This is a genomic window from Pseudomonas lyxosi, assembly GCF_047758685.1.
Taxonomy (GTDB): domain Bacteria; phylum Pseudomonadota; class Gammaproteobacteria; order Pseudomonadales; family Pseudomonadaceae; genus Aquipseudomonas; species Aquipseudomonas lyxosi.
Map to the genome: position 1 here is coordinate 5,630,200 of NZ_CP180481.1, position 16,962 is coordinate 5,647,161.

At 59.3% G+C, this 16,962-nt stretch carries 19 protein-coding genes and 1 pseudogene; 9 read left to right on the forward strand and 11 right to left on the reverse strand.

Annotation, left to right across the window (positions count from 1 at the left end; translation table 11 throughout):
• Window positions 1-49: 49 nt before the first annotated feature.
• The 4 genes from ACMXYI_RS25780 to ACMXYI_RS25795 all read right to left on the reverse strand — a co-directional run bounded on the left by ACMXYI_RS25780 (window position 50) and on the right by ACMXYI_RS25795 (window position 3,559).
• On the reverse strand, window positions 50-1,009 hold the full coding sequence (locus ACMXYI_RS25780) for an AraC family transcriptional regulator (RefSeq protein WP_415769638.1): 960 nt from the start codon (window positions 1,007-1,009) through the stop codon (window positions 50-52).
• A 115-nt stretch (window positions 1,010-1,124) separates the two neighbouring features.
• Window positions 1,125-2,054: a catechol 1,2-dioxygenase gene (gene catA / locus ACMXYI_RS25785; RefSeq protein ID WP_415769639.1), complete on the reverse strand. Its 930-nt coding sequence runs from the start codon at window positions 2,052-2,054 to the stop codon at window positions 1,125-1,127.
• Between the two features lie 55 nt (window positions 2,055-2,109).
• On the reverse strand, window positions 2,110-2,400 hold the full coding sequence (catC, locus tag ACMXYI_RS25790; protein ID WP_415769640.1) for a muconolactone Delta-isomerase: 291 nt from the start codon (window positions 2,398-2,400) through the stop codon (window positions 2,110-2,112).
• A gap of 10 nt (window positions 2,401-2,410) precedes the next feature.
• Entirely contained in the window at window positions 2,411-3,559 is a 1,149-nt protein-coding gene (locus ACMXYI_RS25795; RefSeq protein WP_415769641.1) for a muconate cycloisomerase family protein, read from the reverse strand.
• Window positions 3,560-3,686: 127 nt separating this feature from the next.
• Between ACMXYI_RS25795 and ACMXYI_RS25800 the strand changes: the two genes are divergently transcribed.
• Entirely contained in the window at window positions 3,687-4,571 is an 885-nt protein-coding gene (locus ACMXYI_RS25800) for a LysR family transcriptional regulator (RefSeq protein ID WP_415769642.1), read from the forward strand.
• A gap of 176 nt (window positions 4,572-4,747) precedes the next feature.
• On the opposite strand, the gene ACMXYI_RS25805 is transcribed toward ACMXYI_RS25800, so the two are convergent.
• The 3 genes from ACMXYI_RS25805 to ACMXYI_RS25815 form a co-directional block, all read right to left on the reverse strand.
• On the reverse strand, window positions 4,748-4,990 hold the full coding sequence (locus ACMXYI_RS25805) for a DUF1652 domain-containing protein (RefSeq protein WP_056744830.1): 243 nt from the start codon (window positions 4,988-4,990) through the stop codon (window positions 4,748-4,750).
• A gap of 118 nt (window positions 4,991-5,108) precedes the next feature.
• Complete coding sequence (locus tag ACMXYI_RS25810) at window positions 5,109-6,008, reverse strand: polysaccharide deacetylase family protein (RefSeq protein ID WP_415769643.1); 900 nt, start codon at window positions 6,006-6,008, stop codon at window positions 5,109-5,111.
• Between the two features lie 99 nt (window positions 6,009-6,107).
• Entirely contained in the window at window positions 6,108-7,055 is a 948-nt protein-coding gene (locus ACMXYI_RS25815) for an ABC transporter substrate-binding protein (protein ID WP_415769644.1), read from the reverse strand.
• A 296-nt stretch (window positions 7,056-7,351) separates the two neighbouring features.
• Here ACMXYI_RS25815 and ACMXYI_RS25820 point away from each other — a divergent pair, with 296 nt between their 5' ends.
• The 5 genes from ACMXYI_RS25820 (at window position 7,352) to ACMXYI_RS25840 (ending at window position 10,846) form a co-directional block, all read left to right on the forward strand.
• The gene (locus tag ACMXYI_RS25820; protein ID WP_415769645.1) at window positions 7,352-8,350 is read left to right on the forward strand and encodes an aliphatic sulfonate ABC transporter substrate-binding protein; all 999 of its coding nucleotides are present in this window, start codon (window positions 7,352-7,354) and stop codon (window positions 8,348-8,350) included.
• Window positions 8,351-8,399: 49 nt separating this feature from the next.
• Window positions 8,400-9,236 carry an ABC transporter permease gene (locus ACMXYI_RS25825; protein ID WP_415769646.1) on the forward strand — a complete coding sequence of 279 codons (837 nt, stop codon included), beginning with the start codon at window positions 8,400-8,402 and terminating at the stop codon, window positions 9,234-9,236.
• A 3-nt stretch (window positions 9,237-9,239) separates the two neighbouring features.
• Entirely contained in the window at window positions 9,240-9,953 is a 714-nt protein-coding gene (locus ACMXYI_RS25830; protein WP_415769647.1) for an ABC transporter ATP-binding protein, read from the forward strand.
• 301 nt (window positions 9,954-10,254) lie between these two features.
• Window positions 10,255-10,527 (forward strand): hypothetical protein, encoded by a 273-nt coding sequence (locus ACMXYI_RS25835; RefSeq protein WP_415769648.1) that lies wholly within the window; start codon window positions 10,255-10,257, stop codon window positions 10,525-10,527.
• Window positions 10,528-10,618: 91 nt separating this feature from the next.
• Window positions 10,619-10,846: a DUF6555 family protein gene (locus tag ACMXYI_RS25840; protein ID WP_415769649.1), complete on the forward strand. Its 228-nt coding sequence runs from the start codon at window positions 10,619-10,621 to the stop codon at window positions 10,844-10,846.
• A 63-nt stretch (window positions 10,847-10,909) separates the two neighbouring features.
• On the opposite strand, the gene ACMXYI_RS25845 is transcribed toward ACMXYI_RS25840, so the two are convergent.
• The 3 genes from ACMXYI_RS25845 to ACMXYI_RS25855 are packed head-to-tail and all read right to left on the reverse strand — an operon-like array spanning window position 10,910 to window position 12,138.
• Window positions 10,910-11,068: a hypothetical protein gene (locus ACMXYI_RS25845; protein ID WP_185753122.1), complete on the reverse strand. Its 159-nt coding sequence runs from the start codon at window positions 11,066-11,068 to the stop codon at window positions 10,910-10,912.
• A gap of 60 nt (window positions 11,069-11,128) precedes the next feature.
• Window positions 11,129-11,440 (reverse strand): AzlD domain-containing protein, encoded by a 312-nt coding sequence (locus ACMXYI_RS25850; RefSeq protein ID WP_415773983.1) that lies wholly within the window; start codon window positions 11,438-11,440, stop codon window positions 11,129-11,131.
• A complete protein-coding gene (locus ACMXYI_RS25855) occupies window positions 11,440-12,138 on the reverse strand; it encodes an AzlC family ABC transporter permease (RefSeq protein ID WP_415769650.1) in 699 nt (232 codons plus the stop codon). Before ACMXYI_RS25855 ends, ACMXYI_RS25850 begins: the two co-directional genes overlap by 1 nt.
• A gap of 419 nt (window positions 12,139-12,557) precedes the next feature.
• On the opposite strand from ACMXYI_RS25855, the pseudogene dapA reads away from it, so the two are divergent.
• From dapA to ACMXYI_RS25870, 3 genes and pseudogenes are all read left to right on the forward strand, one after another.
• A pseudogene (gene dapA / locus ACMXYI_RS25860) lies at window positions 12,558-13,432 on the forward strand (4-hydroxy-tetrahydrodipicolinate synthase).
• Window positions 13,433-13,492: 60 nt separating this feature from the next.
• Complete coding sequence (locus tag ACMXYI_RS25865; protein WP_415769651.1) at window positions 13,493-13,867, forward strand: DUF2784 domain-containing protein; 375 nt, start codon at window positions 13,493-13,495, stop codon at window positions 13,865-13,867.
• Window positions 13,868-13,889: 22 nt separating this feature from the next.
• Window positions 13,890-14,807, forward strand: a complete 918-nt coding sequence (locus ACMXYI_RS25870) for a LysR family transcriptional regulator (protein WP_415769652.1) — start codon at window positions 13,890-13,892, stop codon at window positions 14,805-14,807.
• 2 nt (window positions 14,808-14,809) lie between these two features.
• Here ACMXYI_RS25870 and ACMXYI_RS25875 read toward each other — a convergent pair whose 3' ends face one another.
• The gene (locus tag ACMXYI_RS25875; RefSeq protein ID WP_415769653.1) at window positions 14,810-16,387 is read right to left on the reverse strand and encodes a sensor domain-containing diguanylate cyclase; all 1,578 of its coding nucleotides are present in this window, start codon (window positions 16,385-16,387) and stop codon (window positions 14,810-14,812) included.
• Between the last annotated feature and the right edge of the window lie 575 nt (window positions 16,388-16,962).

The following is a 16,962-nucleotide window of genomic DNA, read 5'->3' on the forward strand; positions in this document are numbered from 1 at the left end:
GAACGCAGCCTCGCAAGCTCGGCAGCTGCTACAGGTGATTTGCGGTGTTTCAGTGGCGGCGTTTGAGGGTGTCCGACGGCAGTTCGCCAAACTGTTTGCGGTAGCTGTCGGAGAACCGGCCCAGGTGCAGGAAGCCGTAATCCATCGCCACTTCCGTGACGTTGCGCACGTTGCAGGTCGGGTCGCTCAGGCAGGCGTTGATGCGTTCAAGGCGTTTTTGCCGGATGTAGTTTTTCGGCGTGGTGCCGGCGTTGCGTTCAAATAATCCGTACAACGAGCGCAGACTCATCCGCGCCTGGCGCGCCAGTTCTTCGCTGTCGATGTCCTGTTTGAGGTGGCCCGCGATATAGTCGGCAATCACCTCGAACGTGGCCGTCTGTGAGCCGAGACTGATCCGGCTGACATTGGTCTTCATCAGGCTGAGCATCTTGCTGACGATGATTTGTGCGTAGTGCTCCTGCACCTTGGGAATCTGCTCGGTGGCCTCGGCTTCCTGGCAAATCATCGCCAGCAGACCGACAAAGCCTTCCAGTTCATCGAGCTGATAACGGTTCTCCAGAAACCGCACGCCCTGCCCCGGATAGCGCCAGCGCTGCTCATCGCACACGGATTCCAGCAACGTAGTGGGGACTTTGAGGATGAATTTTTCGCAATCGTCGGAATACGTCAGGTCCACCGGATCGTCAGGATTGATCAGCAGCAATTCGCCGGGCGCGAAGTAGTGTTCCTGGCCGTGGCCGCGCCACAGGCAGTTGCCGCGCAGCAACACTTGCAGGTGATAGATGCTTTCCAGCGCGCCGGAGGTGACCCGTACGCTGCCGCCATAGCTGATGCGGCACAGGTCGAGGCTGGCAAACTTGCGGTGATTGAGGCTGGCCAGCGGTCGCCCGGCCCGGGGCATCAGAATGCAATGGTTACCGACATGCTGATTGACGTAGCCCGACACCGCGTAAGGGTCGGCGTGGTCGAATACGGTGCTGCGCTGACTCAACAGTTGCGCTTGCATCATCGGGTCACTCTCATTGTTGTTATAGGTAACGTCGGGCCATTCCAGGGTCGAAACGCCGAAGACCACGAGATAAACAGTCGGTTATCTCGTGGCCCGGTTCCGTTGTTCGAGGATATCAGTCCTCGAGTGCGCGGACCCGCTCGTGGCGTTGCTGCTCGTCGGGTTGCGCGGAGGTCTGCAAGGTGAAATCGAAGTCGATTTCGGCAAAACGACCGCTGACGCCATGGGCCGCTGCACGCTGTGGATCGTCGCTGAAGGTGATTTTGGCAATCAGCTCATCGCGAGTGGCATAGGCAAAATCGTCGTGCAGGTACTGATCGCCATCGAGGTTGATCTGGGTGGTCAGGTGACGATGATCCGGCGCCGAGATGAAGAAGTGAATGTGCGCCGGCCGTTGACCATGACGGCCCAGTTGATCGAGCAGTTGCTGGGTCGGACCGTCCGGCGGGCAGCCATAGCCCGACGGCACGATGCTGCGAAAGCGATAACGACCCTCGACATCGGTGACGATACGACGACGCAGGTTGAACTCCGATTGAGTGGTATCGAAGTAGGAGTAAGTACCGCCGGTGTTGGCGTGCCAGACATCCACCACCGCACCGGCCAACGGTTCGCCGGCGGTGTTCTTGACCTGGCCCTGCATGAACAACACCACACCCGGATCGACGCCGTCATCCAGTCGCGCTTCGCCTTCCGACAGCGGCGCACCCGCCACGTACAGCGGGCCTTCGATGGTCCGCGGTGTGCCGCCGGCCTTGCCGGCCTGCTCGTCTTCGGCGTCCATCAGCAGGTCGAGGTAATGCTCCAGACCGAGCCCGGCCACCACCAACCCAGCCTCTTGACGCGCACCCAGCACGTTGAGGTAGTTGACGGCTTTCCAGAACTCTTCCGGGGTCACGGCCAGGTCTTCGATGATGTTCACCGAATCACGCAGGATGCGGTAAACCAAGGCCTTGACCCGCGGGTCGCCGGCATCGTTGAGCAGGCCGCTGGCCTCTTCGAGAAACTTCTGGACACTGGCAGTGTGGGAAATCTTGACGTTCATTTTGGTGGGTTCCTCATCTTGTAATTATTAGCGTAGCGAACTGAACAGGCTGGGTTCAGCGGTCATCCTCGCGAATGGAAGAAGGATGCCGGCACATCGCGTCGACCTCGATCGCCATGTACGGAAACAGCGGCAATTGCATGAGCAGGTCGTGCAGTTCCTGCACGCTGTCGACGTCAAAAACGCTGTAATTGGCATAGTGACCGGCGATGCGCCACAGGTGACGCCACTTGCCCTGCTCTTGCAGGCGCTGGGCCAGGGCTTTTTCGTCAGCCTTCAATTGGGAGGCTGCTTGCGGATTCATGTCGACCGGCAGGTTCACGGTCATTTTTACGTGGAACAGCATAGTGCTCTCCTCAGGCGTGATGAATGGCAGTAGACGTTTTGTCACGACGGAAGAACGCCAGACGTTCTTCATCGAGGCTCAGGCCTAGGCCTGGTGTTTTCGGCACGTGCAACTCGAAATCGCGATAGACCAGCGGTTCGCTGAGAATGTCTTCAGTCAGCAGCAATGGACCGAACAGCTCGGTATCCCACGCCAATTTGTTCAGCGTGATAAAGGCATGGGCCGAGGCCAGGGTGCCGATGCCACCTTCGAGCATGGTGCCGCCATACAGGCCGATACCGGCCGCTTCGGCAATCGCAGCGGTTCGCAGCACGGCACGCGGGCCGCCGTTCTTGGCGATTTTCAGGGCGAACACCGAGGCCGCGCCTTCACGGGCCAGGTTGAACGCATCTTCCACGCACTCGATGGATTCGTCGGCCATGATCGGCGCCGGGCTCATGGCGTTCAGGCGCGCCATGCCGGCGCGGTTGTTGCGCGAAATCGGCTGTTCAATCAGGTCGATGCCGTTGGTTCCCAGGATCCGGCAGGCGCGCAACGCGACCGCTTCATCCCAGGCCTGATTGACATCGACCCGCACGCTGGCGCGGTCGCCCAGGGCTTTCTTGATCGCAATGACGTGGGCCAGGTCGCGGTTGACCTCACCGGCACCGATTTTCAGTTTGAAAATCCGGTGGCGGCGCAGGTCGAGCATTTTTTCCGCTTCGGCGATGTCCTTGTCGGTGTCACCACTGGCCAGGGTCCACGCCACTGGCAGAGCATCGCGAACGCGGCCGCCCAACAACTCGCTGACCGGCAGCCCAAGGCGTTTGCCCTGAGCGTCGAGCAAGGCGGTTTCGATACCTGATTTAGCGAACGTGTTGCCACGGATGCTGCGCTCCAGGCGCAACATCGCGGCATTCACGTTAGCGCTGTCCTGGCCCAGCAGCAGCGGCGCGAAGTGTCGGTCGATGTTGGTCTTGATGCTCTCAGGGCTTTCGTTGCCATAGGCCAGGCCACCGATGGTGGTGGATTCGCCAACACCTTCAATGCCGTCGGCGCAGCGCACGCGAATGATCACCAGGGTCTGGTTCTGCATGGTGTGCATCGCCAGCTTGTGCGGGCGGATGGTCGGCAGATCGACGATTATCGTCTCGATCGATTCAATGGCTGTTGCAAGCATGTCGATACCCGTCAGGTTCTTAAAGTTCTGGAACCGATTCTGGTACGGCTTTTTTCGGGAAGCCAATATAGAATTGGTCTGACTTGATACCTTTAAGGTATGCAACCGACTTGCATCTGGAGGCTCCATGGAACTGCGTCACCTGCGGTATTTTCAGGTGTTGGCTCAAACCCTCAATTTCACCCGTGCCGCCGAGCTTCTGCACATTGCCCAACCGCCCCTGAGCCGGCAGATGCAGCAATTGGAGGATGAACTCGGGGTGTTGTTGCTGGAACGCGGGCGGCCGCTGAAGCTGACCGACGCCGGCCGGTTTTTCCATGAACACTCCACCGCCCTGCTCGAGCAACTGAGCAAGGTCTGCGACAACACGCGACGGATCGGACTGGGCGAAAAGACCTGGCTGGGCATCGGTTTCGCCCCATCGACGCTCTACGGCGTGCTGCCGGAACTGATTCGCCGTTTGCGCAGCGGCGAGCCCCTGGAGCTTGAACTTGGGCTCTCGGAAATGACCACGTTGCAGCAAGTACAGGCGCTCAAGGCCGGGCGCATCGACATTGGTTTCGGCCGAATCCGCATCGACGACCCGGCGATCATCCAGACTGTTTTGACTGAAGACCGGTTGGTCGCCGCCCTGCCCGCCGGCCATCCGCTATTAGCCGGGCCGATCAGCCTTCGCGAATTGGCGAAAGAACCCTTCGTGCTGTACCCCGGCAACCCACGGCCGAGCTACGCCGACCATGTGATCGCGTTATTCGAATCCTATGGCGTGAGCATCCATGTGGCGCAATGGACCAATGAGCTGCAAACAGCCATCGGTCTGGTGGGAGCGGGAATCGGCGTCACCCTGGTGCCGGCCTCGGTGCAATTGCTGCACCGCGACGACATCGGTTTCACGCCGCTGCTGGAAGACAACGCGACCTCGCCGATTATTCTCAGCAGGCGCGTGGGCGACGTATCGCCGGGGTTGAATCATTGCTTGCAGATGATTGATGAACTGCAACCGCGGGAGTAATTGCAGATGTAACGCGATCCGTAGCAGCTGGCGAAGCCTGCGTTCGGCTGCGCAGCAGTCGTGAAATCAGGCACTGCGGTGTTTCAGGTGAACCGTGGATGTCAGTTTTACGACTGCTACGTCCGAACGCGGCCCGAACCGAACGCAGGCTACGCCAGCTGCTACATGGATCAACTTCAGCCGGCGAAAGCCCGACGACCGGCGCGCATCTCGATGCGCAACTCGCCAATCAGATTGGAGATATCGCGAACGCTGGTCAGCCGTTCGGGTGATACACCGGTAATCAACAGATCAATGCGCCCGGTGGCGGGTTCGTAGACTTTGATCCGTAACGTTTCGTCGGGATTTACCGTGCAGGCACAGGAAAGCGGTTGAAAACCGGACTCAACAATGCGGCAAAGCTCAGGAACTGAAACCATGACTGGCGCCTCCGTGGCAGGTAATCGGATCCAACTTGCTCAGCATAGATGCGCTTTTCCAATCCTGCGCCCGCCAATGGTCGAAAAAGTGTTAGCTGTTTCTCACTTTGGCGACCTTTCAGTGAGAATCCCCACCCCAGATCCAGTTCCAGAGCCCCGGTAATTTAACCGGCTGTGAACTGTCGCGAACAGTACGCGCCATGGCGGCCCGTTGCAGTGCTGCCGTGTCGTCGTAAAACGGCTTATCGGCGGTTTTCACACCGGTTGCTTGTGCGCTGTCGAGAAGGATTTGCAGGTATTCGCGAGTATGCCGGGCGGTGTAGCGATTGAGGTCGTGGAAGGTCACCACCACCGGAATCACCCCGTCCACCACCGGCAACTCGCCAAGGGCGATGCGCTCGCGCACTTCGGACATTGTGCGCAAGAAGTGGGCCCGCCGCCGGGGGCTGGCGTTGAAGCCCCAGATCTTGCCGTCATTGGCGCTCAGGTCGGTCAGCAATACGTGCATGCCGTGCTGCTGATAGGCGGCGAAGACCCGTTTGTCATAGTTCCAGAATGGCGGGCGCACCAGGGTCGGTGGCGCACCGGTGATCGCGGCGATGTCGGCGCTGCCGTTGGTGAGGGATTGTTCCAGTTCCTGTGGGTCCAGGGAGCGATGGTTGGTGTGTCCGGGCGTGGCAGTGTGGAAGCCCAGGATCTGACCGTCGGCCTGTTCGCGCTGCATGACCTGGCGACCTATTTCACTGCCGCCGGCTCGTGAGGCACGGGTCTGCACGAAGAACACCGCCTTGAGGTTCGGCTGCACCGGGTTCGTCGCCAGACTGTCGAGCACCGTCATCGTCGGATTCCAGAAACTCGAGGCGCTGGGACCGTCGTCGAAGGTCAGCAAAAAACGGATCGGTGGTTGTGCGCTCAGACGCTGTTCGGTCTGCGGCGTCATTTCGATGGGAGAAGCGATACACCCAACCAGCCCTGTGGCGATGATGAGTGCAGAGAGAACCTTGAACAGCCGTTTCATGTTTTGCCCATTTATCCTTCGTCGGCCCGCAGGTCGCTGCAGGCCGAGGTTGGATAAGGGTACACAGTGTTTGGTTCCAGTGCTGCCCGGCATCGTGGGTTACTGGGCAAACGCCTGCTGAAACGAGCTGTCGATAATCGGTGCAGTCGCCAACGCAGCCGGCAGCGCTTTTACCTTGAACAGGAAGTCCGCGGTGCTTTGCAGATCCTTGGCGGCCTGCGCATCCACCGGGCCGACGGTCATGTGGGCCTGACGCAACCAATGGCGCGAAACGTTCTGGTCAAGGTTGGCTTTCTTCGCCCAGAGATCGGCGTACTCGTCGGTGTGGTTGTCGACCCAGGCCCGGGCCTTTTTCAGGCGCACCAGAAAGTCGGCAATGGCTTCGCGTTTGCTGTCGATCGACGGTGTCGACGCGGCGATGGCGCTCAGGCCGGGCATCAGGTTCTTGGCGGTGAGGATCGGCCGGGCGCCGGAGAACAGAATCTGCTGGGAGATGTAAGGTTCCCAGACCGGGAACGCGTCGATACTGCCCTGAGGTAACGCGGCGGCGGCATCGATCGGCATCAGTTTGATGAAGTCGACATAGTCTTCCGGCAGGTCGGCTTTTTCCAGGGCGCGCAGGGTCAGTTGCTGGCTCCAGGCGCCGGGCCAGTAAGCGACTTTCTTACCCTTCAGGTCGGCGATGGTTTTGACCGGCGAATCCTTGGGCACCAGCAAGGCGATGGTGTCGGGGTTTTGCCGCGACACGCCGATCAGTTTCACCGGTGCCTGCTTGGCGGCGAGGAACAGAAAACCCGAATCGCCGAGAAAACCCAGATCCAGCGCGCCGGTATTCAGCGCTTCGGCCAGTGGCGCGGCGGTCTGGAAGTGCTTCCAGTCGACAGTATAAGGCGCGTCTTTCAGTACGCCCGACGCCTCCACCGAAGCGCGAACGTTGTAGTAGTTCTGATCACCGACGTGCAGGACGACGGGCTCGGCGGCGTAAGCCAGCGGTGCGGCGAACAGTGCGCTGGCCAGCAGACTGCGCACGAATCGGGACAGGTTCATCGGGGGCTCCTTGAGGGTTATTGAGATAGACCATAACGCTCTTACAAGAAGCTTTTAAAATTCGATTAATGCATAAGCTCATGACCAGCAGCGAACGGTGTTTGCCCAGCAACAGCGACTAAACAGACTGTTTTCCCTTGAACATTTCTCTGCCCCTGCTTCAGCGCCAAGGCCTTCAAAACACTCGTCACGTAAAACATGGCACAGAGCCTGCAATATTCCTTTTATGCAGGAAGCATTTATAAAAATTGATTTTTTGGAAATAAGAACCTCGCCGCCTTGCCTGGAGCTGTCCCATGAAAACCACCTTCCGTTTTCCCCACGTCAGGTCTCTGCTCAGCGCCTGCGCCCTGGCGCTGAGCCTGCTACCGCTTGCCCAGGCCGCTGAAGCGCCACCGGCCGAAGTGCATCTGGATTACGCCTATTACTCGCCCGTGAGCCTGGTGCTCAAACACTTCGGCTTTCTGGAAAAAGCCCTGCCACAGACCAAGGTCGGCTGGGTGCTGAGCCAGGGCAGCAACCGCTCGCTGGAATACCTCAACAGCGGCGGCGTCGACTTCGCCTCCTCCGCCAGCCTCGCCGCTGTGCTGAGCCGCGCCAATGGCAGCCCGATCAAATCGGTTTACGTCTACAGCCGCGCCGAATGGACGGCGCTAGTGGTGCGCAAGGACTCGCCCTACAAGACCGTGGCCGATCTGAAAGGCAAAAAAATCGCCGCCACCAAAGGCACCGATCCATACCTGTTTACTCTGCGCAGCCTGCAACAGGCAGGCCTGAGCAAAGACGATGTGGAACTGGTGCATTTGCAGCACCCGGACGGTCGCACCGCGCTGGAAAAAGGTGACGTCGACGCCTGGGCCGGACTCGATCCGCACATGGCCGCGAGCCAGGTTCAGGCCGGTTCCCGGTTGCTCTATCGCAACACTAATTTCAACAGCTACGGCGTGGTCAGCGTCACCGACACCTATGCGAAAGAGCATCCGCAGACCATCGAAACCGTCCTGAAAGCGTACGAAAAGGCACGCGACTGGGCGGTAAAAAATCCTGACGAACTGGCGAAACTGCTCGCCACCGAATCCGGTCTGCCGCTGGAAGTGGCCAAGCTGCAATTGTCGCGCACCGACCTGAGCAACCCGCAATTGACCGCCAAGGACGTGATCGCCTCCAAGGCTGCCGCACCGATCCTGGTTTCCGAAGAACTGGTTCGTCGTGGGGTGAATGTCGATCAAGTGATCGATCAACTGATCCACACCGGCTTCAAAGAAACCGTGGCTCGTGCAGGAGCTGTCGAGTGAAACGAGGCTGCGATCTCTTGATCTTGATTCGTCGTGACCGGAGAACCCAATGACCAGCAAAAGCAAACACCTGTCCGCCCCGCTGGCATTGCCCGCATTCCGACGCCTCAACAACGCCTGGAAACTCCGCCTCAAGGCCCTCGCCCTACCGGTGCTGATCATCCTGCTGCTGGAATTCGTCGTGCGTATCGGCTGGTTGCCGTCTTACCAAATGCCGGCCCCCAGCGAGATCGCGCTGACCTTGAGAGACCTCGCCGAAGGCGCGCTGTGGAAGCACATCAGCGCCAGCCTGTTGCGGGTGCTGCTGGGTTTCGCCATCGGTGCCGGTCTGGCCCTGGTGTTCGCCACGTGGGTCGGTTTGAGCCGCGAAGCCGAAGCCTGGCTGGAGCCGACGTTCGCCGGCCTGCGCTCGATTCCAAGCCTGGCCTGGGTGCCGCTGTTGCTGCTGTGGCTGGGCATCGACGAGACCTCGAAAATCGTCCTGATCGCCATCGGCGCCTTCTTCCCGGTGTACCTCAATGGTGTCGCGGCGATCCGCGACATCGACCGCAAACTGGTGGAAGTCGGGCAGATGTACGGTTTCAGCCGTCGCCGACTGGTGCGCCGCATTCTGCTGCCCGCCGCCCTGCCCGGCCTGTTCACCGGGTTGCGCAGCGGCATGAGCCTGGCCTGGATGTTTTTGGTCGCCGCCGAACTGATCGCCGCGACCAAAGGCTTGGGGTATCTGCTCAGCGACGGCCGCGAGACTTCACGCCCGGACATCGTGCTGGCGGCAATCATCGTGCTGGCGCTGCTGGGCAAACTCAGCGACGGCATCCTCGCCGGCCTGGAGAAACGTTTCCTCGCTTGGCGCGACACCTTCAACGGCCAAAACGCAGAGGATTGAGCCATGACCGACCACCTGCTGGACATTCGCGTCGAGCGCAAAACCTTCGCCGCCACCACCGTGCTCAAGAACATCCATTTGCAATTGCAACCCCGGGAAGCCATCAGCCTGCTGGGGCCCAGCGGCTGCGGGAAAAGCACGTTGCTGCGGATCATTGCCGGCCTGGAAAAGGACTTTGAGGGCGAAGTGCTCAGCAGCGCCGGGGAAGTCGCTTTTGTGTTCCAGGAGCCGCGACTGATGCCATGGCTGACGGTCGAACAGAACATCGGTTTCAGTGCCGACAACCAATACGACAAAGCCTGGGTCGCGCAACTGATCGACGAAGTCGGCCTCGGCGGTTTTGCTCAAGCTCTGCCCAAAGCGCTGTCCGGCGGCATGGCGCAGCGGGTGGCGATCGCTCGCGGCCTCTACTCACGACCGCAGGTGCTGTTGCTCGACGAACCCTTCAGCGCGGTGGACGCCTTCACCCGCATGAAATTGCAGGACTTGCTGCTGCAACTGGCCGAACGTCACGCCATCGCCCTGCTGCTGGTGACCCACGACGTGGATGAAGCGCTGTACCTCAGTGATCGGGTGCTGGTGATGGACAATCGTCCCAGCAGCATTCGTCAGGAGCTTGCAGTGCAACTGGCCCATCCCCGTGACCGGCGCGACCCGCTGCTCGCTCGCCTCAAGGCCTTGTCGTTGACCGAGTTGCAGCGCGCCCATGTGATCTGAGCAACTAAGCTGAAATCTGATTGATGAAATGCCATAAACATATCAATACAGACATATATGCAGGCATAAGCAACAGTTATATATACATATTCCACACTTAATCGTTACACATGTCGTTTCACCCAAGAAAAACTTGCCTTTGTTTGGCGATTTAACTATTAACCGCCTGTCTGACATTTCGATACATTTCGAATAACTATGGATAGCATGCGCGCCGCATTCCCTTCGGCACCCCGCAATTGACCAAAGAGTCAATAAACCAAGGAAATCCTTACAACAACAAGCCTTGCAGAGAATTAAATTGCGCGACGATTTCACAATTAATCAAGTCGATGGTCTGGCGTGTGTTTATGTTTCGAAGACAGAACATTACCCACTCGACTGTTTTATCGGGCAATACATACAGACCCGCAACCTGAATTCAATTGCCACTATCGGCGACCTCCTGCGTACAACCCTCGAACGCTATCCGGGTAAACCTCCGGTCATGGTCAACGAGCTGAACGCCTGGATCGACAAGACCTTGGGTTATCGGGCCTCCCACCCCGATTTTCTGGCGTTGGAAGAGGTTTGAGTTGATGGGCCGGGTTCATTCAGTCAAAGAACTGAACGAACCCGACATCGAGCCACTCTCAATAACTGAGCTTCGGTCCAAGGAGGAATACATGAGCAAACTCATCCCCTATGCCGTGCACTATATGTTCGACGGCGTTCGCCAGCACTTTTTCAAACTGGCCGAACAGTTCTCGGATGTCGAGGCAATACATTCGGCGTCCGCCCATGCTTATCCCGACTCCGGTCGTCAAATCGCCGCACACGCCGACCTCGAAACCGCGCGCATCAAAGCGCAGCAATTGGGTATTACGCACATTCGCTGGAATGAAGCGATCTGATTTAATAATCGCCCAACGAAAAGCCCCGCTTGATAGCGGGGCTTTTTTGTATGTGCTGATCGGTCAAGGCTTCAGCGGACGCTCCTGGTCGCGATCTGACAACTCTTTACCGTCGTCGGGGTGCTTCCAGTCCGGCGTCGAACGCCTCTGGCGCTCGATTTCCTCTTCCGTGGGTTCATCCAGCTCTTCATCCGGGTCCGGACGCTTTGGATCATTAGCCATGCTCACCTCTCTTCCTGTAGGGGTCCCTTTTAAGCGTAGAACAGTTTCGACGGGAACGACTTAGAGCCACCAACGCAGCAAAAAGAAAAACCCCATGCTCAACAACATGCTGAGCAAGGTATTGCGGGTGTAAAGCACCAGCCCCACCGCCACCAGCGAACTGATCAAGTACGGGTTGTCCCACTGCAGATTCAGCTGCTTGTCCGGCATGAACACGATCGGCCCACAGATCGCCGTCAGCATGCCCGGCACCGCAAAACCCAGGAACTGCCGCGCATTACTGCTCAAGCGCAAGGGCAGCCGCGGCTCCAGAAACACATAGCGGTTGAGGAACACCAATAGCCCCATGCCAAAAATAACCGCCCAGACCATCATGTGCGTCCACCGTAGAATTTGTTGCAGATAAAGCCGGCGGTCATGCCCGCCAACCCCGACAGCACCAGCGCCGAGCCCCATTGCCAGTAGCTGAATAGCACCGAGCAGAACAACGACACCGCCACGCACACCACGGTCGGCACGTTCCGCACCACCGGGGTGATCAGGGCAATAAAGGTCGCCGCGATGGAGAAATCCAGCCCCAGGTGTTCCAGGCCCGGAATGCTGCTGCCCAGCACAATGCCGGCCAGGGTGAAGAGGTTCCAGGCGATGTAAAACGTCAGGCCGACACCCAACGCGTACCAGCGGTTGAACTGTTGTTTGTCATGCGCACTGGTCAGGGCGAACAACTCATCGGTGAGCAAAAAGCCCAACCCCACACGCCAGCGGCCCGGCAACGGCGAAATCACCGAACGCATGCTCATGCCGTAGAGCAAATGCTGGGAGGTCAGCAGCAGCGTGGTCAGCAAAATCGAAAAGATCCCGGCACCGCCCTTGAGCATGCCGATCGCCACCAGTTGCGCCGCCCCGGCAAATACGATGCTCGACAACCCCAGGCCTTGCAGGGGCGTGAGATTGGCCTCGATGGCCATGGAGCCGGCCAGCAGCCCCCACGGCGCGGTGGCGAGGGACAACGGCATGATCGCCGCAGCGCCGCGAAGAAAGGCACTGCGCGGCATGAGTGAATTGGACATAACGCTCTACAACCAGGGAAAGACCTCAGACTGTGCCAGCAGTCGCTGGCCGAAGGCTTGAACAATCTTGCGCACTTGGTCCGCGGCCAGGCACAACGGCAGAATGCGTGCGGAGCTCGCTGATTTTCGCGATTGACAAACATCGCGCCGGCTTTTAAAACTGAGCGCCTCATTCAGGGTGTAAGCAAGTATGTCCGCAACCTTCAACCTCAACACTGTCGTCATTGGCTTGAATGCCAAGGCGCAAGGTTGCGTTGCGCACGCCCTCAAATCGAAGAAACAGTCGCTCATGTGACCGGGGCGCGCTGTCCCGTCAGATGAGCTGACAGGACATTGAGCGCGACGGACACCCTCCCCTTGCTTTCTGCCTTCTACGCTTCTGACGGTGACGAATTCGGTCAACCTTCAGGAGTCAGTGCATGTCATCGTTTCAAGGTATTTGGGTTCCCCTCGTTACGCCGTTTCGCAACGGTGCGATCGATTTCGTCGGCTTGCGCCGGCTGGTCAATCATCTGCTGGAAAAAGGTGTCGATGGCGTTGTGGTCTGCGGCACCACGGCGGAAGCGGCAGCACTGAGCAAACACGAGCAACTGGCGGTGCTCGATGCGGTGCTGGTGCAGGTGCCGGCTGAACGGGTGGTCATGGGCCTGGCCGGCAACAATATGACCGAGCTGCTGCAATTTCAGAGCGAAATCCTGAAACGTCCACTGGCCGGTTTGCTGGTACCGCCGCCGTATTACATCCGCCCTCCCAGGCGGGCCTCGAAGCGTTTTTCAAAACTGTCGCCGATGCCTCCAGCGTTCCGCTCATTCTTTACGACATCCCTTACCGCACCGGCGTGGCGTTCGAGCAGGCAACCCTGCTCAACATCGTCGCCCATGAGCGAATCGTCGCGATCAAGGATTGCGGCGGCAATCAGGCCAACACCCTGGCACTGCTAGGCAGCGGCAAGGTCGACGTGCTGTGCGGCGAAGATAACCAGATCTTCAGCGCTTTGTGCCTGGGCGCCAAAGGCGCGATTGCCGCTTCGGCGCATGTTCATCCGGAGCTGTTCGTGGCGTTGTATCAACAGATCCGCGACAACCGGTTAGCGGCGGGTCGAGCGACATTCTTCCAACTGCTGCCGCTGATTCACAGCCTGTTCATCGAGCCCAATCCCGCCCCGGTGAAAACCGCCCTGGCCCTTGAAGGCTTGATCGACGACGAACTGCGCGCACCGATGCAACGCAGCAGCGAAGCCATGGCGGTGCGTCTGAAGGAGGTGCTGGCGGCGTTGAACAGCAACAATCGATAGAGCGCCAGCAACCAGCCCGAGTACCATGGAGCCATTCGTATAACGCGTCAGGGAGTCGACATGCTTTACCGAATCGCCGCCGACGGGCTGGTCCTGTTTCATCTGTTGTTCATTCTGTTCGTGCTGTTCGGCGGGCTGCTGGTGCTCAAATGGCGCCCCTTGATCTGGTGGCACCTGCCTGCGGCTGCGTGGGGCGTGTCGGTGGAAGTCTTCCACCTGATCTGCCCGCTGACCGAGTGGGAAAACCTCATGCGCGACGCGGCCGGGCAAACCGGCTATGGCGGCGGATTCATCGAACATTACGTGTGGCCGGTCATTTACCCGGCGGGCCTGACACCGGCGATTCAGCTGGGACTGGGCAGCGTGGTGTTGGCGATCAACGTGCTGGTCTACCTTAGATTGTTCAGGCTGTGGAAGTTACGTCGGGCAACCTGAAGCCGATTCGAGGATTCAGACCATGTTGTCGATTGAAGATCTCACCTTGCTGGAAGCCATCCGCGAAACCGGCAGCCTGTCCCGGGCCGCGGCCCACTTGGGCAAGGCGCCCTCGACAGTGTCCTACGCGGCGCGGCAACTGGAGGAACGCTTTGACGCCTTGCTGTTCGACCGCCGTCGCTACCGCTTGCAGCTGACCCCGGCGGGTGAATTGCTGGTGAACGAGGCAGCGAGACTGATGCAAGACGTCTCGCGGCTGACCCAGCGGGTGCAACAAGTGGCCAATGGCTGGGAGAGCCGGCTATGGATCGTCACCGATGAGTTGCTCGAATTCGAAGCGTTGATCCCGGTGATTCACGAGTTCGATGCGCTGGAATCCGGCGTGCCGTTGCGCATCACTCAGGAAGTCCTCAAAGGTGTTTGGGAAGCCCTGCGTGAAGGCCGCGCAGACTTGATCATCGGCGCCACCAACGAGCCACCGGCGATCCCATCCTTGCGCTGGATGCAACTGGGGGAAATGGAATGGGTATTCGCGGTGTCGCCCAAGCACCCGCTGGCCAAGGCCCAGGAGCCGATTTCACGCGCCATGGTTGCGCAGCACCGGGCGATTGTCGTGGCAGATTCGTCCAGGGTTACCGAGGGCAGCACTTACGGCGTCTCCGGCGGCCAACCGGTGCTCGCTGTGCCGACCATGCGCGCCAAGATCCTCGCCCAGTGCGACGGGTTGGGCGTGGGTTGGTTACCGAAGCACCGGGTCGGCTCGCTACTGAAAAACGGCACACTGATTGAAAAACAGATGGCCGATCCGCGCGAGCCGAACATTTTGTATGCCGGTTGGCGTGGCGATCATGACGGCCGCGCCCTGGGCTGGTGGCTGGAAAAACTCAAGCAATCGTACCTGTCCACCAAACTGGTTCAGGGCAGTGACCGGTTTGTTTGAACTCAGTTGGCAATGACGCTCATGTTCCGGCCGCTGGCCTTGGCCACATAAAGCGCCTTGTCGGCGGCCCCTACCAAATCATCGGGCTGGACCTGGGACGCCGGATCATAAGCGGCGACGCCCAGGCTGACCGTCACCGTGCCTTCAGCCCCTTCACTGTGCTCGATGCCGGCCTGTTGAACCGCGCGACGGATCTTTTCCGCCACCAGAAACGCCCCCACATAGTCGGTCCCGGGCAGGACCACCGCAAACTCTTCGCCGCCATAGCGCGCAGCCAGATCGCCGGGGCGCTTGATGTTGTCCCTGATGATCGTGCTGATGTTGCGCAAACACTCATCGCCGGCCACATGGCCGTAAAGATCGTTGAAGCTCTTGAAGTGATCGACATCGATCATCAGCAGCGCGAGGTGGGTCTGGTTGCGCCTGGCGCGGCCCATTTCGGCGAGGATGAACAGGTCGAACTGACGCCGGTTGGACAACCCGGTCAGGGCATCCTCCAAGGCCAGCAACTCAAGACTGCGGTTGACCTCGATGAGTTTTTCCTGTGCATCCAGCAATACGCTCTGCATGTGATTCTGCTGCGTCATGAGGCGAATGAGGCGATAACCGAGGACGCCCAGAAACCCCAGGAATAACGAGAAGATCCCGGCACTGAGCAATGCCTCATCCCGCCAACCTTTCAGAACTTCATCTTTATTCAGCGCAGCGAAGATGATCAGCGGATAACCGTCGACCCTGCGAAATCCGACCACGCGCTCGACCCCATCCACATAGGACTTGACCGTTGCCGTGCCGGAATTGCCCTTGGGCAACAGTTGCGTAAACAGCGGTCCCTTGGCAACGCTGAGGCCGATTTCTGTTTCTTTGAACGGTCGGCGAACGACGATTGTGGCGTCGGCGGCAATCAGGTTGATCACACCGTTGCCGCCCATGTCGATGCTGTTGTAGAGCTCAAGGAAATGGCTGAGATAGATGGTTGCCAGCGCCACGCCGGCAAAGCTGCCATCCGGATGATTGATACGGCGGGAAACCGTCATGATCCATTCACCGCTCGAACGGCTCTTGATCGGCGGGCCAATGTGAGGCCCACGATCAGGATGATCACGGTGGAAGATGAAGTACTCACGGTCGGCATTGTTCGCATTGGGCACGACGGCGCCATTGGAATTGGCGATCCACCGACCTTTTTCGTCATACACGAACAAGCCATGGAGTTGGCCCAACTCACTGCGCAGGACCCTGAGCAATCGCTCCAGTTCGGGCAGCCGGGCCTGCTCCACACCGTCGTTTTCGAGGCGATCCACCACAGTAAACAGCAGCGTATCGGCCTGCTTGATCGACGCCTGCGCCTGCGAGGCCAGGGTCTGGGCAAGGTTGGACATCGCCACTTCTTTGTCGTGCAGATGGTACTGGCGCGAGTTCCAGGACTCCCAAATCACGATAGCCGTCATGGACAGGCACACCGCGACCAGCAGAATCACCACAGAGCGGACCTTGATCGTTGCCCCGACCTGCTCGGCGACCCGAGGCACGCCATGGCGGGATTGTTCAATTTGATTGTTAACGGACGGATGACCCATGACGCTCCCTGAATCCTGATCACAGGGCGAATCTTCCCGTTCGCCCTTTTTATGCCCCCTGACGGGTATGAGCCGCCTGATGCCAGGCGACTATGCCTCATCAAACACCCGAAAGGTTGATCTACGCGAGAAGATTCGCATGGTTGTCTCGACCAACGGCGTAATGCTGCTGACTTACGGTTGGGGACATATCCGTTTCTGCGGTCACGGCTGCTGGCGGTTTCGCTTTTACAGCGAGTCACTTTCGAAAAGCCTGCGCGGCCCGGCGGAAAGTAACCAAAGCGCTTTTGCCACTTTCGTTCGGTGCCTCGCCTAGGCTCGGCATGCCCTCGCTCCGGTCCTGCTCCGTGGGCCCGCCGCCATCGGCCATCCATGGCCGGGGGCGGCTAACCCGGCATCCATGCCGGGTTGCCCACTGCGCAGAACCTCCACTCGGCCTCTCGAGGCGGCGGTGCATCAAGATCAAAAGCTGCAGGCGAGCTAACGCTCGGCCTGTTGAGTGGTGAGAAGCGTGCGTACACCCACTCCCGCCTGTAGGAGCTGTCGAGCGAAGCGAGGCTGCGATCTTTTGATCT